The sequence below is a fragment of the Rhodoferax sp. RT5P35 genome (genome assembly GCF_056521385.1).
Window position 1 is genome coordinate 87,065 of sequence record NZ_JBWMAX010000003.1, and the last position, 25,457, is coordinate 112,521.

19 protein-coding genes and 1 riboswitch are annotated in these 25,457 nt (G+C 63.6%); of the genes, 15 read left to right on the forward strand and 4 right to left on the reverse strand.

Annotation, left to right across the window (positions count from 1 at the left end; genetic code table 11):
* Positions 1-876, reverse strand: coding sequence for a glutathione-dependent disulfide-bond oxidoreductase (yghU, locus tag AC097L_RS04775; protein ID WP_479585029.1), 876 nt, complete (start codon positions 874-876; stop codon positions 1-3).
* A gap of 234 nt (positions 877-1,110) precedes the next feature.
* Positions 1,111-1,923 carry a class I SAM-dependent methyltransferase gene (locus AC097L_RS04780; RefSeq protein ID WP_479585030.1) on the reverse strand — a complete coding sequence of 271 codons (813 nt, stop codon included), beginning with the start codon at positions 1,921-1,923 and terminating at the stop codon, positions 1,111-1,113.
* A gap of 277 nt (positions 1,924-2,200) precedes the next feature.
* On the opposite strand from AC097L_RS04780, the gene AC097L_RS04785 reads away from it, so the two are divergent.
* The 4 genes from AC097L_RS04785 (at position 2,201) to AC097L_RS04800 (ending at position 5,726) form a co-directional block, all read left to right on the forward strand.
* The gene (locus tag AC097L_RS04785; protein WP_479585031.1) at positions 2,201-2,434 is read left to right on the forward strand and encodes a helix-turn-helix transcriptional regulator; all 234 of its coding nucleotides are present in this window, start codon (positions 2,201-2,203) and stop codon (positions 2,432-2,434) included.
* Between the two features lies 1 nt (position 2,435).
* A complete protein-coding gene (locus AC097L_RS04790; RefSeq protein ID WP_479585032.1) occupies positions 2,436-3,719 on the forward strand; it encodes a HipA domain-containing protein in 1,284 nt (427 codons plus the stop codon).
* A 247-nt stretch (positions 3,720-3,966) separates the two neighbouring features.
* The gene (locus tag AC097L_RS04795; protein ID WP_479585033.1) at positions 3,967-5,082 is read left to right on the forward strand and encodes a GmrSD restriction endonuclease domain-containing protein; all 1,116 of its coding nucleotides are present in this window, start codon (positions 3,967-3,969) and stop codon (positions 5,080-5,082) included.
* A complete protein-coding gene (locus AC097L_RS04800; RefSeq protein ID WP_479585034.1) occupies positions 5,079-5,726 on the forward strand; it encodes an MAE_28990/MAE_18760 family HEPN-like nuclease in 648 nt (215 codons plus the stop codon). Before AC097L_RS04795 ends, AC097L_RS04800 begins: the two co-directional genes overlap by 4 nt.
* Before the next feature lie 91 nt (positions 5,727-5,817).
* Here AC097L_RS04800 and AC097L_RS04805 read toward each other — a convergent pair whose 3' ends face one another.
* A complete protein-coding gene (locus AC097L_RS04805; protein ID WP_479585035.1) occupies positions 5,818-6,741 on the reverse strand; it encodes a LysR substrate-binding domain-containing protein in 924 nt (307 codons plus the stop codon).
* Positions 6,742-7,006: 265 nt separating this feature from the next.
* Between AC097L_RS04805 and AC097L_RS04810 the strand changes: the two genes are divergently transcribed.
* The 11 genes from AC097L_RS04810 (at position 7,007) to AC097L_RS04860 (ending at position 24,851) form a co-directional block, all read left to right on the forward strand.
* A complete protein-coding gene (locus AC097L_RS04810; protein WP_479585036.1) occupies positions 7,007-9,109 on the forward strand; it encodes a bifunctional rhamnulose-1-phosphate aldolase/short-chain dehydrogenase in 2,103 nt (700 codons plus the stop codon).
* Positions 9,110-9,162: 53 nt separating this feature from the next.
* Positions 9,163-10,455 (forward strand): L-rhamnose catabolism isomerase, encoded by a 1,293-nt coding sequence (gene rhaI / locus AC097L_RS04815; protein ID WP_479585037.1) that lies wholly within the window; start codon positions 9,163-9,165, stop codon positions 10,453-10,455.
* Between the two features lie 10 nt (positions 10,456-10,465).
* Positions 10,466-12,010 carry a sugar ABC transporter ATP-binding protein gene (locus tag AC097L_RS04820; RefSeq protein ID WP_479585038.1) on the forward strand — a complete coding sequence of 515 codons (1,545 nt, stop codon included), beginning with the start codon at positions 10,466-10,468 and terminating at the stop codon, positions 12,008-12,010.
* Positions 12,011-12,030: 20 nt separating this feature from the next.
* Complete coding sequence (locus AC097L_RS04825) at positions 12,031-13,050, forward strand: ABC transporter permease (RefSeq protein ID WP_479585467.1); 1,020 nt, start codon at positions 12,031-12,033, stop codon at positions 13,048-13,050.
* Entirely contained in the window at positions 13,043-14,059 is a 1,017-nt protein-coding gene (locus AC097L_RS04830) for an ABC transporter permease (RefSeq protein ID WP_479585039.1), read from the forward strand. Before AC097L_RS04825 ends, AC097L_RS04830 begins: the two co-directional genes overlap by 8 nt.
* A gap of 61 nt (positions 14,060-14,120) precedes the next feature.
* Positions 14,121-15,131: a rhamnose ABC transporter substrate-binding protein gene (gene rhaS, locus AC097L_RS04835; RefSeq protein ID WP_479585040.1), complete on the forward strand. Its 1,011-nt coding sequence runs from the start codon at positions 14,121-14,123 to the stop codon at positions 15,129-15,131.
* A gap of 62 nt (positions 15,132-15,193) precedes the next feature.
* A complete protein-coding gene (locus AC097L_RS04840) occupies positions 15,194-16,624 on the forward strand; it encodes a hypothetical protein (RefSeq protein ID WP_479585041.1) in 1,431 nt (476 codons plus the stop codon).
* Positions 16,625-16,626: 2 nt separating this feature from the next.
* Positions 16,627-16,956: an L-rhamnose mutarotase gene (gene rhaM, locus AC097L_RS04845; RefSeq protein ID WP_479585042.1), complete on the forward strand. Its 330-nt coding sequence runs from the start codon at positions 16,627-16,629 to the stop codon at positions 16,954-16,956.
* A gap of 5 nt (positions 16,957-16,961) precedes the next feature.
* Positions 16,962-18,380: an FGGY-family carbohydrate kinase gene (locus AC097L_RS04850; RefSeq protein WP_479585043.1), complete on the forward strand. Its 1,419-nt coding sequence runs from the start codon at positions 16,962-16,964 to the stop codon at positions 18,378-18,380.
* 121 nt (positions 18,381-18,501) lie between these two features.
* On the forward strand, positions 18,502-24,018 hold the full coding sequence (locus tag AC097L_RS04855) for a diguanylate cyclase (RefSeq protein WP_479585044.1): 5,517 nt from the start codon (positions 18,502-18,504) through the stop codon (positions 24,016-24,018).
* A gap of 125 nt (positions 24,019-24,143) precedes the next feature.
* Positions 24,144-24,299, forward strand: a riboswitch (FMN riboswitch).
* Positions 24,300-24,377: 78 nt separating this feature from the next.
* Positions 24,378-24,851 (forward strand): 6,7-dimethyl-8-ribityllumazine synthase, encoded by a 474-nt coding sequence (locus AC097L_RS04860; protein ID WP_479585045.1) that lies wholly within the window; start codon positions 24,378-24,380, stop codon positions 24,849-24,851.
* Between the two features lie 8 nt (positions 24,852-24,859).
* On the opposite strand, the gene flhC is transcribed toward AC097L_RS04860, so the two are convergent.
* Positions 24,860-25,447, reverse strand: coding sequence for a flagellar transcriptional regulator FlhC (gene flhC, locus AC097L_RS04865; protein ID WP_479585046.1), 588 nt, complete (start codon positions 25,445-25,447; stop codon positions 24,860-24,862).
* Positions 25,448-25,457: the final 10 nt, after the last annotated feature.

Here is a 25,457-nt window from a genome sequence, read left to right on the forward strand (position 1 = left end):
TCAGACCTTGGGGTTCAGCTTGTCTTGCGTTTGCGTGTCGAAATCACTGGCGGCATGGCGCTCGTGCAGTTGCTCGGACGGCTCCCCAAATGCGCGGTTCACCATGCGCCCGCGCTGGACCGCCGGGCGTGCGGCGATCTGCTGGGCCCAGCGCACGACATGGGTGTATTCCTGCACGCTCAGAAACTCAGCCGCCCCGTACAGCTGGCCCAGCACCAGGCCGCCGTACCAGGGCCACACCGCCATGTCTGCGATGGTGTAGTCATCGCCCGCCAGGTAAGTGTGGTCGGCCAGGTGGTAGTCCAGCACGTCCAGCTGGCGCTTGACCTCCATCGCGTAGCGGTTGATCGGGTACTCGAACTTGGCCGGTGCGTAAGCATAAAAATGGCCAAAACCACCGCCCAGAAACGGCGCACTGCCCATCTGCCAGAACAGCCACGACAGGCACTCGGCCCGCGCCGCACCGCTGGCGGGCAGAAACGCGCCAAACTTCTCCGCCAGGTGCTGCAGGATCGCACCCGACTCGAACACCCGCACCGGCTCGGCGCCGCTGCGGTCCAGCAGCGCCGGAATCTTGGAATTGGGGTTGACCGCCACAAAGCCGCTGCCGAACTGGTCGCCGGTATTGATGCGGATCAGCCAGGCATCGTATTCCGCGCCAGTGTGGCCCAGCGCCAGCAGCTCCTCCAGCAGGATCGTCACCTTCACGCCATTGGGCGTGGCCAGCGAATACAGCTGCAGCGGATGCTTACCTACCGGCAGCACCTTGTCATGCGTTGGGCCGGAAATGGGGCGGTTGATGCTGGCAAACTGGCCGCCGTTTTCCTGGTCCCAGGTCCAGACTTTGGGGGGCGTGTAGACGGTGGTGTCGGTCATGCAATGGTTTCCTTGGTGGGGTGTAGGTCAAAAACTGAATGGATGGAAGGGTAGCCGCAGTGGGATGCCCCGTGGCATGGAGGGTTTTGGATGAAAGGCTGCTGGGCAATTTAGCGACCCCACGCAAAAACGCGATTGCCGCGCACTGGCTCAGCGGCACGAACTGCCATTTTGATAGCCACCTTATGCACATCGGCCTACTCCTAAGCCCCTAAGCCCCTGAGCCGATACCCGCTATCCCGCCGCAACGATCACATGCGCCTGGATTTTCCCTGCCACCGGGCCTGTGCCATGGCGACTGGCGATGGCCTCCGTTGCGTGATCCGTTGCCAGCTGCAGCAAGCTGGCGTCGCGCGCCTCGATTTCATTGCGCAGCGGTGTGCCCAGGCAGTAGGCGGTGGCGGCATCGCGCGCCGATTCCGCGCAACCCAGCTTCGCATGCGTTTCGATCCCGATGTCGGTGAACCCGGCACGGCGCAAGTCCTCGCGGATCACCGCGACATCGTGGTAGCCGTGCGGCGTGCGGGCAAGAAAGCGCGGCGGGTCCTGGGGAAACACCATGGCGACGGCCCTGGTGACGTCGTCGGCAAAGGCGTTCTCTTCGATGCGGTCCCAGACGTTGAAAACAAAGCGCCCGCCGGGCCTCAGCACACGGCGCGCCTCGGCATAGCCCGCAACCCGGTTCGGGAAAAACATCGCGCCGAACTGGCAGCACACCACATCGAACGCCGCATCCTCGAACGGCAGAGCCAGTGCATCCGCCTGCCGCCACGCAATACGGCTGTCGGCCCCCTGCCGGGCGGCGGCATAGTCAAGCATGGGCTGGTTCAGGTCGGTCACTACATAGCGTGCGTCGGCACGCAGCCGGGGCGCCAGCGCCCGCGTCACCACGCCGCTGCCGGCCGCCGTCTCCAGCACCGCGCCGGGCGAAAAGGCCGCAACCAACTGCGCCAGGTCCGCAGCGAACGCCCCAAAGATCAGCGGGACCATCAGCGTGTCGTAGAACTTCGGGATGGGACCCGCGAATACCTTGTCACTCTCTGCCATGAAACCTCCTTGCACGCACCGGAATGGTGAACGCGCATGCCAGTCTCGTCAATTGCGTTGTGCGGACCTATCCACCAACATGGCACCCGCATTGCGGCTACCTTGCCAGACATTCCAGGCGCTTTGCTGACTTCAGACGAATTACAAGAGCGTCTAAATTTCCCGTACAAGACATTTCCGCAAGCAAGCTGGCCTTTTGTCTTCCTATTTCCCCATCGGGACATTTTCTTGTAATTCACCAGCTTTAACCCCATAATTTCCCGAACAGGAAATTGCCATGACCGCCATCCCCTCCCCCGCCGCCCTCGGTATCGCCACCCGTGCCGCCCGCAAACAGCTCGGCCTGACCCAGCCGCAACTGGCCTTGGCGTCCGGTGTAGGCGTGCGTTTTGTGGTGGAGATGGAGGCCGGTAAACCTACGCTGCGGCTGGAGCATATTTTGCGGGTGCTGCATGCGCTGGGAGGTAGCCTAACGGTGGAAGGTTTGCCATCCGCTTCGGAGGGTGCATAGCATGCCAAGCCAACTCGACGTCTACCTGTTCGAGCACCTTGTGGGCCACCTGGCGCAAGTGAACGGACGGCTCAACTTCAGCTACGCGCCCGACTGGCTGGCCCACAGCCGTGCCCGTGCGCTGTCCCACTCACTGCCGCTGCAAACCGCGCCGTTCGACGACCGCGCCACCCGCCCTTTCTTCGCCGGGCTGCTGCCCGAAGGCGACAAACGCAAACTCATCGCCCAGGCGCTGCAGGTGTCCCGCCAGAACGACTTTGGTTTGCTCGACGGCATCGGCGGCGAATGCGCAGGGGCCGTTACCTTGTTGGAGGCCGGACAGGTCTTGCCAGCAATCCACACCCCGCCCGCCGTGCGATGGCTGGACGGTGCCCAACTGCTGCGCCTGCTGGATGAAATGCCCCAGCGCCCCATGCTGGCGGGCGTGGGCGGACTGCGCCTGTCGCTGGCAGGTGCGCAAGACAAACTGCCGGTGGTTGCAGACGGCAAGCGCATCGGCCTGCCGCTGCTGGGCACGCCCAGCACCCACATCATCAAACCCGCCATTCCCGGGATCGACGGCAGCGTGCAAAACGAAGGTTTTTGCATGGCGCTGGCCCGCGCCATGGGTTTGGACGTAGCCCCCACCAGCGTGCGCCACATCGCAGTCCGCCCCTACCTGCTGGTCACGCGCTATGACCGCATATCGGCGACCGGTGCCGACGGCACGCCAACGCGCTTGCACCAGGAAGACTTCTGCCAGGCGCTCGGCATACCGCCCGAGACCAAGTACCAAAACGAAGGCGGCCCCGGCTTGCCCGATGCCTTTGCCCTGCGGCGCACCACCACCCGCCCCAGTGCCGTGCAGGTGCTAAAGCTGCTGGATGCCGTGGTGTTCAACGCCCTGGTCGGCAACCACGACGCGCACGCCAAGAACTTCTCGCTGCTGCACACCGTGCAGGGTACGGTGCTGGCCCCGCTGTACGACCTGCTGTGCACGGCGGTCTACCCGCGCCTGACCGACAAGATGGCCATGAAGATCGGCAGCAAATACAAGTTCAGCGAAGTGCTGGCCCGGCACTGGATGCAGTTTGCTGAAAGCTCCGGGCTATCCCCCGCCCAAGCCAGGAAGCGGATTCTGGAGATGGCCGAAAGATTGCCGGCCATAGCGCGGATCACGTTGGCGGGGATGGAGCTGCAAGGCAATGGGCACGCAGTGCTGGGGGAGATCGTGGGATTGGTGGAGCAGCGGTGTGGGTTGACGGTGCGGCGTTTGACGGAAGACAACGAAGGGCTTCCAACATAAAAATGGACTACCCCAGATTGCATTTGAAGATGCATGAGCTAACTACTTCTTGCTGTCACTAAATAGATCAATCGCAAATGCTCCACTCTGAACCAAATCGGACTTCGTCTCGTAGCATCCGACTCTAAAACTCTTACACGCAGCTATCTCGTCACTGTTAACCTTAAGAAACGCGCTTTTACACATCATGGAAGACAGGACCCAGATGTCATTGCGCAGGTTAAAAACTCACTAGGGAATAGTAAAAATGCTTGCTGATGAAATTGCAAATGCCCAACGCCTCGTCCGAACGGACGCTTATCAAATGTCGCTGGGCGAGATCGTGAGCATGTATGACAAGCGTGAATTCATCATCGATCCTGAATTCCAACGGCTTTTCCGTTGGAATATTGGCCAAAGATCAAAGTTGATCGAATCCTTACTTCTTGGCATTCCTTTGCCGTCTATTTTTGTGTTCGAAAAAGAAGACGGGAACTGGGAACTCATTGATGGCCTACAGCGTATCTCTACAGTCCTCGAATTTATGGGTCTATTGCGCGGCTCAGACGGCAGCCTACAGCCACCATCCGTGCTAGAGGCGACCAAATACCTTCCCTCGCTACACAACGCAGTCTGGGAGGTGTCAGACCTCATTCCCGATGTTCCTACAGTTGAACAGAAGCAAATCGACAAGGTACAGCAGCTTGCCATCAGGCGCGGACGGCTTGGTGTCGAGATTCTGAAGCGCCCCAGCGACAACTTAACCAAGTACGACCTGTTTCAACGACTTAACGCTGGAGGTACTCAGGCAAATGCCCAAGAACTCCGGAACTGTGTCATGTTGATGGTGAATGGTGAATACTTTCGTGCCATTAAGCTTGCCGCGGAACAGGTGTCTTTCAAAACCGTGACATCGGTAACCGACGATCAGGCCGAGCGACAGAGGCACCTAGAGATGGCAGTGCGATTCTTAGTACATGCGAACGAGCCGTACGACGGCCTTCTTGATGTTGAAGAGTACATAGATGAAGGCATCGTCAAACTGGCTCAGACTGGGGATCACGTCCGCGCGGTGTATCAAATCAACCAAACATTCCAGCTATTGAACGAAATCGCAGGACAGAATGCTCTCCGACGATTCCTAAATGGTGAGCATGTTGGTAAGACTGGGCTCGTTGGCTTAGAGGGTATTGCTGTAGGAGTAGCCAAGAACCTCGATGCAATATTGGCCCTTGGACCGGTCGAGGCTAAAAGTTTCGTTAAGGTGAAAATGGAGAGCTTCTGGTCACAGCCGCAAAGTGTCAACTTCACATCTCCTGGACTGCGGGGCACAAGTCGTATTCAGCGCACCGTACCTTTCGGCGCAGTTTGGTTCCAACCGTGAGTAAGCCCTACACGGAAGCTGACTTTTCCTCACAAATCACTGAGGACCGCAACTGGCGCATTAAGGAAATTTCCGATCTCAAGATAGCGGTGAGACGAGGCGATACAAGCCTGCAAAAGGTCCTGCTACGAGCACTGGTTGCAATTTGCTACGCGCACTGGGAAGGCTATGTAAGGTTTTCTGCAAAGAAATACATGGAGCACATCGCACTGCGGCAGTTCAAATATGCTGAGCTTGACGGTCAATTTTTTCAGAACTACTTTCTGCCGCGGCTTGCATCACTTTCCACGTCAAAGACTAGCGTCGCTGAGCGTTGTGCCCTCGTAAACGAGATTCTGAACTCGTCCGACCTTCGATTTAAACGAGCAAACGATGACTTGATCAATACAAAGGCAAATTTAAACTTCGAGGTTTTTACCGATATCTGCCTGGTGTGCGGCGTATCCGTTCAGCACTTCGCGGACAAATCTACCTTCATCGACGTAATGCTTCTAAAACGTCGAAATGCCATTGCGCATGGCGAAGATACTTTCGTGGCACGCGACAACCTCGATGAAATCACAAACGACACCATTGGATTGATGCGCACGTTTGGCGATGCTTTGGAAAACCACGTTTACCTTCAAACATACAAGGTGGGATAGGCTCACTATCTGCCACACAGTCATCACTGCAAAATCCATAGCTTCTCCCGCCCATTGAATAAGCGCTGAGGGCTGTTTTGATCCACAACCCTCACCCCCTAGCGCTCAGCCGACACTCCGCAAACCCCGCCCCGTCCCCCAGCACAAAGTCCCGAAACGCTGCCCCCAGATCCGACGGAACCGCATCGCGGCGGTGCAGCAAACACCAGTCCAGCATCTTCGGCATATCCTGCAAATCCAGCACCGCCAGCATCCCTGCGGCCAGCTCAACCTGGAACACGTGGGCGGATAAGAAGCTGATGCCCATTCCGACCATCACGGCCTGTTTGATGGTCTCGTTGCCCGATAACTCCATCGACACGTTCACCTGCAGCGACTGGGATTGCAGCAGGTGCTCCAGAAACTGGCGGGTGGCGGAGCCGGGCTCGCGGAAGATGAAATCCTCGGTGCGCAAGTCCGCCCAGCTGAGCTTGCGCTTGGCGGCAAGCGGGTGGTTGGGCGGGGCGACGATGCAGTGGGGGTTGCGGGCGAAGGTTTCGGCCTCCACATCGGCCTCGCTGGGCGGGTAGCCGCCGATGGCCACGTCGAGCTGGTGGTCTTGCAGCATGGCCAAAATTTTGTCGCGCCGCTCCACCGTGAGCTTGAAGCGGATGCCGGGGTGGCGCGCCTTGAAGGCCATGAGCAGCGCGGGCGCAAAGTAGTGCGCCGTGGGCACCACGCCCAGGTGCAGCAGCCCGCCCTCGCCGCTGCGGCTGGCGGCCATGGCCTCGTCTGCGATGCGCACCTGGTCGAGGATGCGGCGGGTGTGGCGCAGCAGGGCTTCGCCGGGTGGGGTCAGAAGCAGGCGTTTGCCGGTTTTGCTGAACAGCGGCTGGCCAGCGTCTTCCTGCAACTGGCTGATCTGCATGGACACCGCCGGTTGCGTCAGGTGCAGTTGTTCCGCGGCGCGCGAGTAGCTCAGGGTGGTGGCCACGGCTTCAAAGATACGGAGCTGGCGCAGGGTGGTGTTTTTCATGGCAGGGTGGTACAGGGTTACACCGGAAATGCGGGCTTTGGGCGGAGGGTGAAATCGACTGGGTGGCAATGGGTTTGCAGGGAGTTTCCCTAAGCTGCAACGCAGCATTTCTGGCCCCGGAGGCGCTAGGCGCACACCCTTGCCGTGGTAACTCCCAAGTATAAATAAAACTTTGCCAAACCATCAATAAGCATGGGTTGTGGATATGTACGCCCCTCTCTAGACTTGCGACCAAGTCAACCCGCCGCTCCACTTGCCTACCCCCATGCCCCACACCACCACCGCCCCCTTCCCTACCTGGAACGATGCCCACGCGGCCACGCTGGATGCGTCCGGCCTGCTGCTGTACCGCTCGAACCTGCTGGGTTCCGACCTGCGCATCACCAACTACGGCGGCGGCAACACCTCGGCCAAGCTGGTGCAAAAAGACCTGCTGACCGGCCAGGATGCCACCGTGCTGTGGGTCAAGGGCTCGGGCGGCGACGTGGGATCGATGAAGCTGGACGGCTTCAGCACGCTGTACATGGACAAACTGAACGCGCTGCAAAAGCTCTACCGCGGCCCCGAATTTGAAGACGAGATGGTGGCCTACCTGCCGCACTGCACCTTCAACCTGAACCCGCGCGCCGCCAGCATCGACACGCCCCTGCACGCCTACCTGCCGTTCGCCCATGTGGACCACATGCACCCCGACGCGGTGATTGCGATTGCCGCCATGGCCAACAGCGAGGCGCTTACCGCCAAGATTTTTGAAGGCACCGTGGGCTGGCTGCCCTGGCGCAAGCCCGGCTTCGAACTGGGCCTGATGCTGCAGCGCTACCAGGCCGCCCACCCTACCCAGCGCGGTTTGGTGCTGGCGGGCCACGGCCTGTTCACCTGGGGCGACACTGCCAAGAGCTGCTATGAAAACACCGTGGGTGTGATCGCCCATGCGCAAAACTGGCTGGGCCGCGAAAGCCTGGCCCGCAAGGCCGTGGCCTTTGGTGGCGTAGCGCAAGAGCCGCTGGCCACCGCCGACCAAGATGCGACGCTGGCACGTGTGCTTCCCGTTCTGCGCGGCCTGGCATCGAAGAGCGGCCACAAGCTGCTGCACGTAGACCGCCAGCCCGCAGTGATGGAATTTGTGAACAGCGTGCAACTGGCCCCGCTGGCGGCCATGGGCACCTCCTGCCCCGACCACTTTCTGCGCACCAAGATCCGCCCGCTGATCCTGCAAGCATCGGTGTACCAGCTCGAAGGTGCCGCCCTGGCCGCCGCGCTGGAAGAAAAACTGGTTGCCTACCGCGCCGACTACGCCGCCTACTACCACCGCTGCAAACGTCCCGACAGCCCGGCCCTGCGCGATGCCAATCCGGTGATCATCCTGCTGCCCGGCATCGGCATGGTGTCGATTGCTAAGGACAAGGCCACGGCGCGCATTGCCGGTGAGTTCTATGTCAACGCCATCAACGTGATGCGCGATGCCAACGCCATCGACACCTATGTGGGCCTGCCCGAGCAAGAGGCGTTCGACATCGAATACTGGCTGCTCGAAGAAGCCAAGCTGCAACGCATGCCCAAGGCCAAACCCCTGGTGGGCAAGGTGGCCCTGGTGACCGGCGGTGCAGGCGGCATTGGCCGGGCCATCGTCGAACGCTTCTTGAACGAGGGTGCCTGCGTAGCACTGCTGGACATCGACGTGGAAGCGCTGGAGAGCACCCGCGCCGAGCTGGCCAAGCGCTACGGCAAGGACGTGGTGCGCAGCATGGTCTGCGATGTCACCTCTGAAGACTCGGTGATTGCCGCTTACGTGCAAGCCACGCTGGAGTTTGGCGGGGTGGACATTCTGGTGTCCAACGCCGGCATCGCGTCTGCCGCACCCATCGAAGACACCAGCCTGGCGCTATGGATGCGCAACCAAAACATCCTGGCCACCGGCTACTTCCTGGTGGGCCGCGAAGCCTTCCGCCTGATGAAGGCCCAGGCCATCGGCGGTGCCATGGTTTACATCGCCAGCAAGAACGGCATGGTGGCCAGCGCCCAGGCCAGCGCCTACTGCGCCGCCAAGGCAGCCGAGATCCAGCTATCGCGCAGCTTTGCCTTGGAAGGCGCACCATTGGGCATCCGCTCCAACGTGGTCAACCCCGACGCGGTGATCCGCGGCAGCAAGATCTGGACGGGTGCCTGGAGCCAGGAGCGCGCCGCCGCCAACAAGATCAGCGAGGAAGAACTGGAAGCCTTCTACCGCGACCGCTCCATGCTGAAACGCAGCGTGTTCCCCGAGGACATTGCCGAAGCCACCTACTTCCTGGCCAGCGACCTGGCCGCCAAATCGACCGGCAACATCATCAACGTAGATGCAGGAAATCTTGCAGCCTTTCCCCGATGAATGCGCGATGATGGCGCGTTAATTCGACGGTTCAACAAATAAAAGAGACAACCATGACCACGACTAAGATTGCTCCTGAATTGATAGCTGACCACGCACATAGTGCCAGCGCCAGAGTCGATTCTGACTACAAACATCTGGGCGAGCAGCTGGCCCGCCGCGGCGTGAATATCGACACGCTGAAGGCCGAGGTGGCCAAGTTCGCCGTAGCCGTGCCCAGCTGGGGCGTGGGCACCGGCGGCACCCGCTTTGCCCGCTTCCCCGGCAAGGGCGAGCCGCGCAATGTGTTCGACAAGCTGCAAGACTGCGGCGTGATCCACCAGCTAGTGCGCTGCACGCCCACCGTGTCGCCGCACTTCCCCTGGGACAAGGTCAGCGACTACAAAGAACTGCGCCAGCACGCCGAGTCCTTCGGCCTGGGATTTGACGCGGTGAACTCCAACACATTCTCCGACCAGAAGAACCAGCCGCTGTCTTACAAGTTCGGCAGCCTGACCCATGCCGATGCCGGCGTGCGCGCCCAGGCCGTGGCGCACAACATAGAGTGCATAGCGATCGGCAAACAGATCGGCAGCAAGGCGCTGACGGTGTGGATTGGCGACGGTGCCAACTTCCCCGGCCAAAGCCACTTCCGCCGCCAGTTCGACCGCTACCTGGACAGCAACCGCCAGATCTACGCCGCGCTGCCCGACGGCTGGCAGATGTTTTTGGAACACAAGATGTTCGAACCCGCCTTCTATGCCACCGTGATCCAGGACTGGGGCTCCAGCCTGCTGGCCGCGCAGACCCTGGGCGAAAAAGCCCGCTGCCTGGTGGACCTGGGCCACCACGCGCCCAACACCAATATCGAGATGATCGTGGCGCGCCTGGTGCATGCGCAAAAGCTGGCCGGTTTCCACTTCAACGACAGCAAATACGGCGACGACGACTTGGATAGCGGCAGCATCAACCCCTTTCAGCTGTTCCTGGTGTTTAACGAACTGGTGGACGCAGCGCAGAGCAAAGCCCCCGGGTTCGACCCGGCCTACATGCTGGACCAGTCGCACAACGTGACCGACCCCATCGAGAGCCTGATGACCAGCGCCATCACCGTGCAGCGCTGCTACGCCCAGGCCCTGCTGGTGGACCGCGTGGCCCTCACCGGCTACCAAGACAGCAATGACGTGCTGATGGCCGCGCAGACCCTGAAGGCAGCTTTCCACACCGACGTGACCCCGCTGCTGCAAAAGATTCGCCTGGAAGCGGGCGGCGCGGTCGATCCGGTCGCCACCTACCGCGCCTCAGGCTACCGTGCCGATATGGCGGCGATTCGCCCCGCCAGCGGCCCCAGCAGCGGCATCGTTTAAGGCGGCAGCTGTGCAGCAGTCGCCTTCCCACGCGCCCCCCTGTGTTGAGCTGGTCGGGTCACGTAAATCCTTCGGCCCCGTGGCCGCCCTGCGCAACGGCATGCTTAGCCTGCGCGCGGGCGAGGTCCATGCCTTGCTGGGCGAAAACGGCGCGGGCAAATCCACGCTGGTGAAAATCCTGGCCGGGGTGCATGCACCCGACGGAGGTGAGTTCCGCGTCAACGACCAGGCCGTGCAGTTCCTACGTCCGTCCGACGCACGCAAAGCCGGTATCGCCGTGATCTACCAGGAACCCACACTGTTCGGCGACCTAAGCATCACCGAAAACATCTACATGGGCCGCCAGCCGGTGGACCGCTGGGGTCGCCTGCAGCACAAGCAGATGCAGGATGCCGTCAGCGCGCTGCTGCAGCGCCTGGGCGTGGCACTTGACGCCGCGCGCCTGGTGCGCGGCCTGTCGATTGCCGACCAGCAGATTGTGGAGATCGCCAAAGCCCTGTCGCAAAACGCCAAGGTGCTGGTGATGGACGAGCCGACCGCCGCGCTGTCCAAGTTGGAAGTGGAGCAGATGTTCGCCATCGTGCGCCGCCTGCGCGACGAGGGCGTGGCCGTGCTGTTCATCACCCACCGGCTGGAGGAAGTGTTTGCGCTGACCCAGCAGGTGACCATCATGCGCGACGGTGCCCATGTGTTCTCTGGCCCCACCAGCGAGATGACGCCCGAGACCATCGTGCGCCACATGGTTGGCCGCGATCTGGGCGACTACTATCCACGACCGAATGCGGTGTTGGGGGCGGTGGCGCTGGAGGTCAAAGACCTGTGCCGCACCGGCGTGTTCCACAAGATCAATCTGCAAGTACGCCGCGGCGAGATCGTGGCCCTGGCCGGACTGGTGGGCGCGGGCCGCTCCGAAGTCATCCGCGCGATCTTCGGCATCGACCCTGTGGACTCGGGCGAGGTGCGCATCAATGGCAAGCCGCTGGCGCTGGGCAATCCGGCCCTGGCTGTGGCCTCCGGCCTGGCCATGGTGCCCGAAGACCGGCGCGCCCAGGGCCTGGTGATGGAGGCATCGATTGCCCGCAACGCCACGCTGACCATCATCGACCGGCTGACCCGTTTCGGCTTCATGCCACGCCAGGCCGAAACCCAGGTGGCCGACGACTGGGGCCAAAAGCTCAAGCTCAAGGCGGGAGATCTGCACAACCCGGTGTCCACGCTGTCCGGCGGCAACCAGCAAAAGGTGGTGCTCGGCAAATGGCTGGCGACCAATCCCAGCGTGCTGTTCATCGACGAGCCCACCCGCGGCATCGACGTGGGTGCCAAGGCCGAGGTCTACCGCACCATGGCCCAACTGGTCGAAGATGGCCTGGCCGTGCTGATGGTCTCCAGCGAACTGCCCGAGGTGCTGGGCATGGCCGACCGCGTGCTGGTGATCCACGAAGGCCGCGTGACGGCCGAGCTGCTGCGCGGTGAAATGAACGAAGAAAACATCATGGCCGCCGCGCTGGGCCAGCAGCGCACGCAACCCACGCTGCGCACAGGAGTCGCGGCATGAACACCACCGTATTACCGCTTATGACCAGCCCATCCCCTGCGCCTGAGCGCAAACACTGGAGCCAGTGGTTTGCCGGCCACCGCGAGACCAGCCTGGTCGTGGTACTGGCCATCACCGTGCTGTGCACCGCCTTGGCGAATCCGCGCTTTCTCAGCGCCCAGAGCGTGCGCGACATGGTGCTCAATGTGTCCATCATCGCGCTGCTGACCGTGGGGCTGACGGTGGTGATGCTGATGCGCCACATCGACCTATCGATCAGTTCGGTGGTCGGGCTCAGCGCGTTTCTGGTCGGCGATGTGTTCACCCGCTTTCCGCAGACGCCGATCCTTGTGGCGGTGGCGGTCGGATTGCTGATCGGCCTGCTGGCAGGGGCGGTGAACGGAATTTTGGTCACCTGGGGCCGCGTCCCCTCACTGGTGGCCACGCTGAGCACGCTGTACATCTTTCGCGGCATCGACTACGCCTGGGTGCACGGCCGACAGATCAACGCCACCGCCCTGCCACCCGAAATGACCATCCTCGGCTCGGGTGACTTCATGGGCGTGCCGTATATGGCGGTGATTGCCGGGGTGCTGCTGGTGGCAGTGTCCTATTACCTGAAGAACTTTCGCGGGGGCCGCGAGTTCTACGCCATCGGCTCGAACCCCGAGGGCGCACGCCTGGCCGGGGTGGATGTGGTGCGGCGCGAGTTCACTGGCTTTTTGGTGTGCGGTGCGATTGCCGGCCTGGCCGGTGTGCTGTGGCTGGCGCGGTTTGGCACGGTCAACGCGTCTAGTGCCAGCGGCATCGAGTTGCAGGTGGTGGCTGCGGCGGTGGTCGGCAGCGTGTCGATTGCCGGTGGCGCGGGCAGCGTGCTGGGGGCCACCTTGGGCGCACTGCTGCTGGGCGTGATGGCCAGTGCGCTGGTGATTCTGCGCGTCTCGTCATTCTGGCAACTGGCGATCCAGGGCTGCCTGATCTTGGTGGCGATTGCGGCCGACACCTTGCTGTCCAGGGCGATTGCCGCCCAGTCTTTGAAGAAGCGTGAACACCATGGCTAAGTCCAAATCCTTCTGGTCCTGGGACGCGATGCTGGTGGCCTTGCTGGTGGTCAGCCTGTGCGTCGGCCGGGCTTTCTCGCAGGACTTCCTGGGTACCGACAACGTTGGCAACCTGCTGGCCAGCGTGGTCGAGATCGGTCTGATGGCGCTGGGCCTGACCCTGGTGGTGGTGGCGGCCGAGATCGACCTGTCCATCGCCGCCATTCTGGGCATGGCCAGCGGCCTGCTGGGCGTGCTGTTCAAGGCCGGTGTGCCGATGCCGATGGCCATCACGCTGGTGCTGGCGATGGGCGCTGCGGCTGGTGCCTTCAACGGCCTGCTGGTAACCAAGCTGCGCCTGCCCTCGCTGGCTGTGACGATTGGCACGATGGCGCTGTTTCGCGGCATCACCTACATCCTGCTGGGCGACGAGGCGGTGGCCAGTTTTCCGGCCCATTACACGGCCTTTGGCTTCGACATGCTGGGCAGCACATTTTTGCCGCTGACCTATGTGTTCCTGCTGATCCCGCTGGCGTTAGTGTTCATCCTGCTGCTGCAGTTCAGCGGCATCGGGCGGTTGATTTATGCCATGGGCGCGAATGAGACGGCGGTGCGCTTCTCGGGCGTGGATGCGGCGCGCATCAAGGTCTGGCTGTTTGTGGTGTCGGGCCTGATGAGCGCGCTGGCCGGCATTGTCTACACACTGCGGTTTTCCAGCGCCCGGGCCGACAACGGCACCGGCTTCGAGCTGAATGTGGTGGCGGCGGTGCTGTTTGGTGGGGTCAGCATCTTCGGCGGGCGCGGCACCCTGGTGGGTGTGCTGCTGGCCGTGCTGGTCATGGGCGTATTCAACAACGCGCTGACCCTGTTTGACGTGTCCAACGAAATCTTGACCATCGTCACCGGCCTGCTACTGCTGTCGTCCGTGCTGGTGCCGAATCTGGCCGAGCGCTGGCGGGTGCGCAAGCTGCGCCGCGCGGTCATGGCAACGGCGATGGCGATGCAGCCATCGCTGCAAAGAGTTCCCTAAAAAACCAAGAAGCAGGTCCAACCTGACAGGTCCATTTTTCAACCATCCGGAGACAACAACTATGAAAATCAACTTCAACCGCATCGTGTCCACCCTGGGCATCGCTACCTTGATGGCCATCAGCGCCGCTGCCGTGCACGCGCAAGACATCAAGAAGGGCCTGACCATAGCCTTCCTGCCCAAGCAGATCAACAACCCCTACAACGTGATCACCGGCGGCGGTGTCGACGAGGCTGTCAAGGCGCTCGGCGGTACCAGCAAGATGGTCGGCCCGTCGGACGCGGGTGCGTCCTCGCAGGTGTCGTACATCAACACCCTGATCACGCAAAAGCAGAACGCCATCATCGTCTCGGCCAACGACCCGAACGCACTGCTGCCCTACCTGAAAAAAGCCGCTGCCGCAGGCACCAAGATCGTTGCCGTGGATTCCGACGTGGGTGAAGAAGGCCGCGCGATGTTCATCAACCAGGCCAACAGCGAAGGCATTGGCCGCGCCCAGGTGCAGCTGATGTCCAAACTGATCGGCGGCAAGGGCGAATTCGCCATCCTGTCGGCCACGCCCAATGCCACCAACCAGAACACCTGGATCAAGTGGATGGAAGACGAGCTGAAGAAGCCCGAATACAAAGACATGAAGCTGGTAAAAGTGGCCTACGGCAACGACGACGACCAGAAGTCTTTCGTCGAAACCCAGGGCCTGCTGCAGGCCTACCCCGACCTGAAGGGCATCATCTCGCCGACCACCGTGGGTATTTCTTCGGCAGCGCGCTACCTGTCCACCTCGCCAATGAAGGGCAAGGTCATGATCACCGGCCTGGGCACGCCGAACCAGATGCGCGAGTTCATCAAGAACGGCACCGTGGTGGCCTTCCAGCTGTGGAACCCGGCCGACCTGGGCTATCTGGCGGCTTACGCTGCAGGCCAGTTGGCATCGGGCAACATCACCGGCAAACAGGGTGAAACCTTCACCGCGGGCAAGCTGGGCAAGTACACCATCGGTGAAAAAGGCGAGGTCATCCTCGGCGCACCCACCACCTTCGACAAAGACAACATCGACAAATTTAACTACTGAAATTGAAGTTTTTGGGCGCGTGGCGTAGGCCATTGCGCCCTTTTTTACACAAGAAGACCACCATGCGCCCCAGTCATCTCAAAATCGGTTTGTTCGGCATCGGCCTGGACACCTATTGGCCCCAGTTTGCGGGCTTGCAGCAGCGCCTGGAAGGCTATATCACTGTGGTCGCCGACAAGCTGGCGCGGCCCGATGTAGAGGTAGTGAACCTCGGCATGGTGGACACCGCAGACAAGGCTTTCGACGCCGGCCACGCGCTGCGCTGCGCCGATGTGGACCTGGTGTTCCTCTACGCCACCACCTATGCGCTGTCCAGCACGGTGCTGCCGGTGGTGGCCCGCGCCAAAGTGCCGGTGATTGTGCTGAACCTGCAGCCCGAAGCCGCCATCGACTACAAAGCCCTGAACGCCATGGGCGACCGCACCTGCATGACGGGTGAATGGCTGGCCTACTGTGCCGCCTGCCCGGTACCCGAGATCGCCAACGTCTTCAAGCGCGCCAATATCCCCTTCCACCAGATCACCGGCGTACTGCACGGCGACCCGCATGTGTGGCGCGAAGTCGACGGCTGGGTGGACGCGGCCCGCGTCGCCTACCGCATGGCGCACAACCGCCTGGGCGTGATGGGCCGCTACTACAACGGCATGCTCGACATCTATACCGACATGACCCTGCAATGCACCACTTTCGGCGGCCACATTGAGGTGCTGGAAATGGACGAGCTGGCCGCGCTGAGCCAGGCCGTCACCCCCGCCGACATCGACCAGCGGCTGAACCGCTTTGCCCAAGAATTTGACGTGCAGGCCGACTGCGACACGCACCACCTAGCGCTGGCCGCCCGCACCTCGGTGGCGCTGGACCGCCTGGTGGACAAGCACCAGCTGGGCTCAATGGCCTACTACTACGAATCCGTGCCCGGCCATGTGCATGAGGACATCATCAGCTCCATCATCCTCGGCTCCTCGCTGCTCACCGCCAGCGGCACGCCGATTGCGGGCGAATACGAGATCAAGAACGCCCAGGCGATGAAGATCATGGACAGCTTTGGCGCCGGCGGTTCGTTCACCGAATACTATGCCGCCGACTTCGCCGACGACGTGGTGCTGATGGGCCACGACGGCCCCGGCCACAGCCGCATTGCCCAGGGCAAAACCAAGGTGCGGCCGCTGCAGGTATTCCATGGCAAAGTGGGCTCGGGCCTGAGCGTGGAAATGTCGGTGCGCCAAGGCCCGGTGACCCTGCTGTCGGTGGTCGAGCAGGCGGGCGGCACGTTGATGCTGCTGTGCGCCCAGGCCGAATCGGTGGACGGCCCGATCCTGGAAATCGGCAACACCAACAGCCGCTACCGCTTCAGCATCGGTGCGCGCGGCTTCATCGAGCAATGGAACAGCCACGGCCCGGCGCACCACTGCGCCGTCGGCGTCGGCCACATCGCCGACCGGCTGCACAAGCTGGCGGCTTTGCTGAACATCCGCTGCGTGCAGGTTTGCTGAGCATGGCTGCATCCGCATATGAGAAATTCGCCTTTCGCATGTTCCTGAACCCAGGCTGCGTGGCGGAATACAAAAAGCGCCACGACGAAATCTGGCCCGAGCTGGTGGAGCTGCTGAAGACGGCCGGAGTCAACGACTACAGCATCTATCTGGACGAAGAGCACCATGTTTTATTCGCGGTGCTGCGCCGCCCACCCGGCCACACAATGCACGACCTGCCGCAGCACCCGGTGATGCAGCGCTGGTGGGCACACATGGGCGACCTCATGCGCACCCACCCCGACGGCAGCCCGGTGGCCGAGCCGCTGCCCTGCCTGTTCCATCTGGACTGACGCGGATGCGCGATCTCACACTGGTCATCGACATCGGCAAGAGCCACGCCAAACTGCTGCTGGTAGACGACTTTGGCCTTGTTCTGGAGCAGCATGGCCGCAAGAACGCGCCCATTCAAGCCCCGCTGGGCTACAGCGCGCTGGACATCGCCGGGCTGACCGACTGGATCTGCAGCACGCTGGCGGCATCCGCCCTCACACCCCGCTGTGCCCGCGTGGTCACCAGCACCCACGGCGCGGCCTTTGTGGGCATCACCGCCGACGGCCTGGCTTGGCCGCCGCTGGATTATGAATGCGATACCTTTGCCGACCAAACCAGCGCCCTGCACCACGCCTACCAGCGCCAGCGCGATGGTTTTGAGACCACCTACTCGCCCGATCTGCCGGTGGGCCTGAACGCCGCCCGCCAGCTCTACTGGCTACAACACACCCACCCGGAAGCCTGGGCACGCACCCAAACCCTTTTGCCCTACCCGCAGTACTGGGCCTGGTGGCTCAGCGGAGTGGCCGCCAGCGAGGTGTCGTCCCTGGGCTGCCACACCCAGCTCTGGGCACCGGACAGCCAAGATTTCTCGCCCCTGGCCAAAGCCCAGGGCTGGGCCGAAAAGTTCGCCCCCCTGGCCCCGGCATGGCAGGTGCTGGGCCGCGTGCGCCCGGCACTGGCCGATGCCCTGGGCCTGCCGCGCAACTGCGAAGTGTTGGTGGGCGTGCACGACAGCAACGCCTGCCTGGCCCGCTACCTGTCCAGCACTGCCGAGCTGACGGTCGTATCGTCCGGCACCTGGACGGTACTAATGGCCCCCGATGCGCCCACAAGCACGCTGGATGCGCAACGCGACATGCTGTGCAACGTCAATGTGCGCGGCCAGGCCACGCCCACCGCCCGCTTCATGGGCGGCCGTGAATTCGCCGCACTGCTGGATGGCGCCCCTGCCGACCTGGGTACGCTGGAGGATGCCCAAGCCCTGCTGCACAGCAGCACCACCGCCGAACCCAGCTTCGCCCCGCAAGGTGGCCCGTTCATGCACCGCAGCGGTGAAGTGCGGCGTGCAGGCCAGGCAATGGCGTTGCAAGACTTGGCCCCCGCCGAACGCTCGGCCCTGGCCGCGCTGTACTGCGCCCAGGTCACCGCCTGGCTGGTGCAGCAGCTGCGCCCGGGCTCTACCGCATCCACCATCGTCGTGGAAGGCCCACTGGCCCACAACCGCCTTTTCTTGGGCCTGCTGCAAGCCCTGCTGCCGGGCCACACCTGCTACGCCAGCATCGACGCGATGGAGGGCACAGCCCGCGGTGCCTGGATGCTGGGCCGCTGGAGCCAGCCCACAGCCTCCCAGCACCTGCTGGCCGCACCGGCCTACCGCCCGGACGGACTGCTGGCGTACCAAGCGGGGTGGTTGGAGAGTTGCCTGGTGGTCAACGCGTAGGTCACTATTCTTTTAATAGCTACTAGCGCAGGTGGAACATGCGCTGGCGGCTTTTTTCTTTTAAAAAATAAATACCCCGGCAGACCTACCCTACAAATACAAACCACTATCATGCAAGCCCATGACTGCGCTGCGCTTGCCCTCCCATTCGCTCACCGGTGCCACCACAGCAGGCGGGCCAGAGGATGTGGGGCCGCCACCCGCTTTTGCGGTGCCGGGCAGCCGTTTTGGTGCCTACACCGTGCAGGAACTGCTGTACGAGGGACGGCGTTCGGTGGTGGTGCGCTGCCTGCAAGACGGGTTGCCGGTGGTGGTCAAATTCTTGCGCCGGGCCCAGCTGGGGCCGGGCGACGTGGCCCGGTTTCGGCGGGAATACGAGCTGTCGCGCCGGGTGCGCCACGCCCACGTGGTCAGCGCCGACACACTGGACAGTTTTGGTGGTGTGCTGTTTCTGGCCATGCCGGACGACGGCGCGGTATCGCTGCGCAGCCAACTGCAAGACGGGCCGTTTCCGCTGGCAGATGCCCTGCGCGTTGCCATCGCGGTAGTGGATGCGCTGGAGGCCATCCACGGGAACAACATCCTGCACAAGGACATTGCCCCCAGCAACATCATTGCCGATCTGCCCTGCGGCACCGTCAAACTGATCGACTTCGGCATTGCCGCCGACATGTTGGTCGAACGGCCCCCCGCCACCAGTTTGCGCAACCTGGAGGGCACACTGGCCTACATGGCCCCTGAGCAAACCGGCCGCATGCACCGCGACCTGGACTACCGGGCCGACTTCTACGCCCTGGGGGCCACGCTGTTTGAATTGTTCACCGGCAGCCCACCGTTTGGCCCCGCCCACGACCCGGTGCAGGCCGTACACGCCCACTTGGCACGCACCCCGCAGCCCGCGCACAGCCTGCGCCCGGAGGTGCCGCAGGTGCTATCGGGCCTGGTGGCGCGGCTGCTGGCCAAAGACCCCGAGGCCCGCTACCAGAACCACCGGGTGCTGCGCCGCGACCTGCAGCACATCTTGCAGTACCTGCACGATCCGCAGGCGCTGGCCGCGCTGGTGCTGGCGCAGGGGGATTTGTCCGAGCGCTTCCAGGTGTCGGGCCGCCTGTATGGCCGGGCCGATGGCGTGCGCCGCATGCTGGAAGTGTTCGAGGCGGCCGCCACCGGCACGGCGCAGACGGTGACCATCGCCGGGGTGTCGGGCATCGGCAAAACCGCCCTGGTAGGCGAGGTGCAGCGCAGCCTGTTGGGCCACCGTGGCCACATGGTCAGCGGCAAGTTCAACCAGTTTGGCCAGCACACACCCTGCGCGGCTTTTGTACAGGCATTGGAGCAGCGCGCCCGCCAGGTGCTGGCGCTGCCGCCCGGCGAACAGGCGGTATGGCGCGAAGCGCTGCTCAGTCTGCTCGGCCCGAATGCCGCCATGGCCCACACCGCCCTGCCCGAGCTGGGCATGCTGCTGGGCAACAGCCTGCCACCGGTGGTAGAACTCAGCCCGACCGAAGCCGAAAACCGCTTTCTGCGCAGCATGCAGCAGTGCTTTGCCGCACTGGCCCGCGCCGATGCACCGTTGGTGGTGTTTATCGACGACCTGCAGTGGGCCGACCGGGTCTCGCGCCGCCTGCTGCGCGAACTGGCGCTGGACGATGGCTTGCAGCATATTTTGCTGATCGCCGCCTACCGCGCCGAAGAAGTTCCCCCCGAACACCCGCTGCACCAGGACCTGGCCGCGCTGGCCAGCAACGGCGGGCGTAGCCTGGCGCTGCACGTCGGCGCGCTGCAGGCCGACGATGTAGCCCGGTTGCTGGCCGACACCCTGCAGCAACCCCTGCCCCAGGTGCAGACACTGGCCCAGCTGTGCCTGGAAAAAACCGGCGGCAACCCCTTCTTTCTGGGCCAGTTTCTGGAAGACCTGCACCGCCGCCAACTCATCTGGCTAGACCGCAGCCAGCCCCGTTGGTGCTGGTCGGAGCCGCGCATCCGCAGCGAGCACATTGCCGACAACGTGGTCGCCCTGATGCTGGAGCAACTGCGCCGCCTGCCACCCGATACCGGCAGCCTGCTGACCACCGCCGCCTGCCTGGGCAGCCGCTTCACCCTCGATACGCTGAGCACGGCCTGCCAGCGGCCTGACCACAGCGTGCTGCGGGCCCTGGCCCCAGCACTGGCCGCCGGGCTGCTGGCGCCCCAAGACACGCACTACCAATGGATGGCCATGCTGGAGGCGCATGAAAGCCAGGGCCTGCGGGTGGAGCTGGCCTTTGTGCACGATCGGGTGCAAGAAGCCGCCTACCTGCTGGCCGCACCGGCCGAGCGCCCGGCCCTGCACCTGCGCATCGGCCGCCTGCTGCGCGACGGCGCACCCGGCCAGCCGCCCGACTTTGCCGTGGTCAACCACCTGAACCAGGGCCAGGCCCTGATGGACGGTGCCGCCGAACGCCGCCAACTGGCCGACTTCAATGCCCAGGCCAGCCAGTGGGCCTGCGCCGCCGCCTCCTTCGACCTGGCCGCCGACTATGCGGCCCAGGCCATCGCTCTGCGGGGAGCCACGCATTGGCAAGACGACCCGGCCACCGCGCTGGACCTGCAGGTGCACGCTGCCCGCATGGCCGCGCTGAAGGGCGACGCAGCGGCCATGGATGCGCTGATCGACACGGCGCTGCCCCGTGTGGCCGACTCCAGCGCCCACGCCCGCCTGCTGGACGTGCGCATCGAGTCCTTCTACGCTTCCGGGCGGCTGGACGAAACCCTGGAACTGGGCCTGTCCGTACTGCGCCTACTGGGTACCGCGCCGCCGGTGGCCGCCACGCCCGCTGCGGCGGTGCAGCTGGTGGCCGCCGTCCGCGCCGAAATCGACACCCTGGGCATGGACACCCTGGCCGCCCGGCCCGCCATGACCGACCCGCTGTGCCTGCAGCAGCTCAGCGTGATCGCCAAAATGACCGCCGCCGCCTACATTGCCCGCCCGGCACTGCTGCCGCTGCTGACGGTGATGCAGGTGCGGCTGATGGTGGTGCACGGCCACGCCCCGGCAGCGCTGTCGGCCTATTCGGTGATGGGGCTGATGGTGGCCGAATTCCTGCGCGACTACCGCTTTGGCACCCGGCTGGGCCGCATGTCGATGGCGCTGATCGAGCGCCACGGCTGGGGGCACGTGCAAGCGCATGCGGGCTTTTCGTTCAACGCCTTTTTGCGGCACTGGACCGAGGGCCTCGCCAGCGGCCTGCCCGCGCTGCGCGAGGTGCACCAGCAGGGCCTGGAAAATGGCAGCCTGCGCCACGCCGGGCTGGCTCTGTACGTGCACGACTACCACGCCTTTTTAAGCGGCACCCCGCTGGCCGAGCTGGATGCCATGCTGGCCCTGCACGCCGCCACGCTGCGCCGCATCCGCCAGCCGGTAGCGCAGGACTACCAGGGTGCGCTGCGCGCCGCTATCCACGGGCTGCGCCAGCCGCGTTTTGCCGACGTACCCCTGGAAACCGAGGCGTTTTCTGCCCAGCAACTAGAGCAGACCTACGCCGCCCGTGCCGACCAGACCGGCACCCTGTTCCTGCAGGCCTGGCGCTGCATGCTGCACACACTGGCGGGCCAGCCCGACGCCGCCGTGGCCGCGGGCGATGCGGCGCAGTTGCTGTTCGCGGCCGGGCGCGGCATGGTGATGGTGCCGTTTTGCCTGTTTTTTACCGCCATGGCCGCTCTGGACTGCCACCAGACCGCAGGCAGCCCAGCCGATGCCGACCTGCATACGCGCTGCACCACCGCCCTTGACCGGCTGGCGCTGTGGGCGCAAACCTGTGCCGATGTGCGGCCCTTGCACCACCTGCTGCGCGCCCGCATGCTGCTGGCCGGTGTGCTGCCGCATACGGCGGGTGCCGCGCCCATGCTGGCCGAGTTCGATGCCGCGCAGCAGGCTGCGCAGGCCATCGACAACCTGCTGGTGCAGGGCCTGGTGCACCGCTACCGCAGCCAGGCACTGGTGCTGGCCGGGCCGCCGCACGCCGCTGCGGCCAACGCCGAGCGGGCCGAGGCCCGGGCCCTGTTTCTACGCTGGGGCAGCCGGGCGCTGGTGGACGCGATGGCCCTAGAGGAGCACACCACCCCGCCCGTCGTCCCTCGCGTGCCCCTGGCAGTTCTGCACGCCGACGCGGATACGGTGGTGGCCGTGCCCGGCAGCGCGCTGGACCTGTCCACCCTGATGAAAAGCGTACAGGCCGTGACCGGCGAGACCACCCTCGACACCCTGCTGGTCCGCCTGGTGCATGTGCTGCGCGAGAGCGCCGGGGCCAGCCGCGCCAGCATCGTGCTGCGCGACCAAGGCCAGTGGGTGGTGCAGGCCGACAGCGGCATTGACGGCCCGGCCGCCGTCATCCAGGTCATGGAAGGCCTGCCGCTGGAAGAAGCCGCTGCCCGCCTGCCGCGCGAGATGCTGCGCACCGTGCTCAGCACCGCCAGCCCGGTGCTGGTGCACGACGCGGCCCACGACCCGGCCTGGCGGCGGCTACCCTACTTTCGCGAACGCAGCACCCGCTCGGTGCTGTGCATGCCGCTGGTGCGCCAGGGCCGGGTGCTGGGCGCGCTGTACCTGGAGAACGAGGCCGTCAGCGGGGCGTTCTCGCCCGAGCGGATTGTGTTTTTGGAGCTGTTGTCGGGCAACGTGGTCAATGCCATCGACAACGCCCGCCTGGTGAGCGAGCTGCGCAGCCTGGCCGACACGCTGGAGCAGCGCGTAGCCGACCGCACCCGCGAGCTGCGCGAGAGCGAGGGCCGCACCCTGGCAATTCTGCAAAACGCCCCGCTACCGATGACGGTCACACGCACGGCCGACAACGTTTTCGTCTACGCCAACGAGCGGGCCGCCGAGCTGGCCGGCATGCCCGCCGCTGCCCTGCTGGGCCGCGAGCCGCGCAGCATGTACCGCAGCCCCGCCGACCGCGACGAGATGCTGGAGCAGTACCGCCGCGAAGGCGTGCTGCGCGACTGCGAGATGTGCTTGGTAGTTGCCCAGGGGCGGGAGATCTGGGCGCTGATCTCGATGGTGCCCATCATCTACGACGGCCAACCCTGCGCCCTGTCCACCATCATCGACATCACCGAACGCAAGGCCATGGAAAACGCGCTGCGCCAGATCGCCACCACCGACAGCCTGACAGGCATGGCCAGCCGCAGCCACTTCATGGACCATGCCGAGGCCGAGCTGGCCCGCGCGCGCCGCCATGGCCGCCCACTGTCGATGGTGATGCTGGACGTAGACCACTTCAAGCAGATCAACGACCGCCACGGCCACGCCATGGGCGACAGCGTACTGCGCGTACTGACCCGCACCTGCCGGTCACTGGTGCGACAGCAAGACCTCGTGGGGCGCCTGGGGGGCGAAGAATTCGGCATCCTGATGCCCGATACCGACAGCGAAAACGCCTTTGCTCTGGCCGAACGCCTGCGCAGCGCCATTGCCGCACTGGCCCTGGTCACGCCCCGCAACGCCACACTGACCACTACCGCCAGCTTCGGCATCAGCACCCTGGTGCTCGACGACACGCTGGACAGCCTGCTGGCCCGTGCCGATGCCGGGCTGTACCTGTCTAAAAATGCGGGCCGCAACCGGGTGAGTTGCGCACCGGTGCAGTCACAGTACTAATTTTTTTACTATAATTTTTATAGCTAATAGCGTAGATAGAACATGGGCTAAAGGCCTATTTTCTTCATAAAACAGGATTTTTGCGTGCACTTACACTTGGGGCCTCTGCGCTTGACCGCGCAGAACAGCGTTCTCAGGGCGGGGTGGAACTCCCCACCGGCGGTCATGGCAGCGATGCACAAGCCCGCGAGCGCCTTTGCATGGTTCGCCATACTCAGGGTCAGCAGATTTCGGTGCGATTCCGAAGCCGACGGTCACAGTCCGGATGTAAGAGAACGCGCGATGTACACATCCGCCATGGGCGGCCAGTGTCTGCGCGCGTGCGTCCTGGGTTGGAACATTTTTTGCCAACACCCTTTATGACCACGACCCTTACCGCCCCTTCGTCGCCCATCCGCATCGCCTTCATCCAGGCCACCTGGCATGCCGACATTGTCAACCAGGCCCGCGACGGCTTTCTGGCCGAGATGGCCCGCCACGGCGTGCCCAGCGACGCGATCAGCTTGTTTTCGCTGCCCGGTGCCTTCGAGATTCCGCTGCACGCCAAGAAGCTGGCCCAGACTGGCCAGTTTGATGCCATCGTGGCCTGCGCGCTGGTGGTGGACGGCGGCATTTACCGCCACGAGTTCGTTGCCAATGCGGTGGTCCAGGGGCTGATGGCGGTGCAGCTGGATACCGGTGTGCCGGTGTTCTCTGCCGTGCTGACTCCGCACCACTTCCATGGAAACGACGAGCACCAGCAGTTCTTCAGCCAGCACTTTGTGCACAAGGGCGCTGAAGTGGCCCAAGCCTGTTTGAAGACGGTAACCAGCCTGCGCCAGCTACCGGTCTGACACTCGGCTCAGTGCAGCATCAAGGTCCGCTCGCCCTTGCATTTGCCGGCGCGGGCCGGTGGGCTGCACAGGCCGCAGACATATTGGCGGGGGTTTTCGTACAGCTCGGTGACAAATTTGCCGCCACAACTGCTGCACTGCGTCATGTTCAGCATGTTGGCATCGACAAACTTGACCAGCCGCCAGGCGCGGGTAAACGACAGCAGCGGGTCCACCTCGGCAGCCACGATCTGCTCGCTATACAGGCGGTAGGCCTTGGTCAGGATGTCAATGGAGTCCATGTCCATGCTCTTGGACAGGTATTCGTAGATGTTCAGGAACAGCGACGAGTGGATGTTCTCTTGCCACGACAAGAACCAGTCGGTCGAAAACGGCAGTTGGCCCTTGCTGGGGGACTTGCCTGATACCTCTTTGTACAGACGCAGCAGGCGCTCGTAGGACAAATCGGTTTCCGATTCCAGCACCTGCATGCGGGCACCCATACGGATGAGGGCTGCGGCGCGCTCGATCTGCTGCGAGTCTTGCAAGACGCTCTTCGGGGCCTTCACTGGTGCCTTGGCCGGGGCTTTGGTAACTTCTGCGGTAGCGGTGGTCATGCTCGGCTCC

Bases quoted from the DNA above. Each gene is read 5' to 3' on its own strand.
- yghU (WP_479585029.1), bottom strand. From the start codon at position 876: ATGACCGACACCACCGTCTACACGCCCCCCAAAGTCTGGACCTGGGAC.
- AC097L_RS04780 (WP_479585030.1), bottom strand. From the start codon at position 1,923: ATGGCAGAGAGTGACAAGGTATTCGCGGGTCCCATCCCGAAGTTCTAC.
- AC097L_RS04785 (WP_479585031.1), top strand. From the start codon at position 2,201: ATGACCGCCATCCCCTCCCCCGCCGCCCTCGGTATCGCCACCCGTGCC.
- AC097L_RS04790 (WP_479585032.1), top strand. From the start codon at position 2,436: ATGCCAAGCCAACTCGACGTCTACCTGTTCGAGCACCTTGTGGGCCAC.
- AC097L_RS04795 (WP_479585033.1), top strand. From the start codon at position 3,967: ATGCTTGCTGATGAAATTGCAAATGCCCAACGCCTCGTCCGAACGGAC.
- AC097L_RS04805 (WP_479585035.1), bottom strand. From the start codon at position 6,741: ATGAAAAACACCACCCTGCGCCAGCTCCGTATCTTTGAAGCCGTGGCC.
- AC097L_RS04810 (WP_479585036.1), top strand. From the start codon at position 7,007: ATGCCCCACACCACCACCGCCCCCTTCCCTACCTGGAACGATGCCCAC.
- rhaI (WP_479585037.1), top strand. From the start codon at position 9,163: ATGACCACGACTAAGATTGCTCCTGAATTGATAGCTGACCACGCACAT.
- AC097L_RS04825 (WP_479585467.1), top strand. From the start codon at position 12,031: ATGACCAGCCCATCCCCTGCGCCTGAGCGCAAACACTGGAGCCAGTGG.
- AC097L_RS04830 (WP_479585039.1), top strand. From the start codon at position 13,043: ATGGCTAAGTCCAAATCCTTCTGGTCCTGGGACGCGATGCTGGTGGCC.
- rhaS (WP_479585040.1), top strand. From the start codon at position 14,121: ATGAAAATCAACTTCAACCGCATCGTGTCCACCCTGGGCATCGCTACC.
- AC097L_RS04840 (WP_479585041.1), top strand. From the start codon at position 15,194: ATGCGCCCCAGTCATCTCAAAATCGGTTTGTTCGGCATCGGCCTGGAC.
- rhaM (WP_479585042.1), top strand. From the start codon at position 16,627: ATGGCTGCATCCGCATATGAGAAATTCGCCTTTCGCATGTTCCTGAAC.
- AC097L_RS04850 (WP_479585043.1), top strand. From the start codon at position 16,962: ATGCGCGATCTCACACTGGTCATCGACATCGGCAAGAGCCACGCCAAA.
- AC097L_RS04855 (WP_479585044.1), top strand. From the start codon at position 18,502: ATGACTGCGCTGCGCTTGCCCTCCCATTCGCTCACCGGTGCCACCACA.
- AC097L_RS04860 (WP_479585045.1), top strand. From the start codon at position 24,378: ATGACCACGACCCTTACCGCCCCTTCGTCGCCCATCCGCATCGCCTTC.
- flhC (WP_479585046.1), bottom strand. From the start codon at position 25,447: ATGACCACCGCTACCGCAGAAGTTACCAAAGCCCCGGCCAAGGCACCA.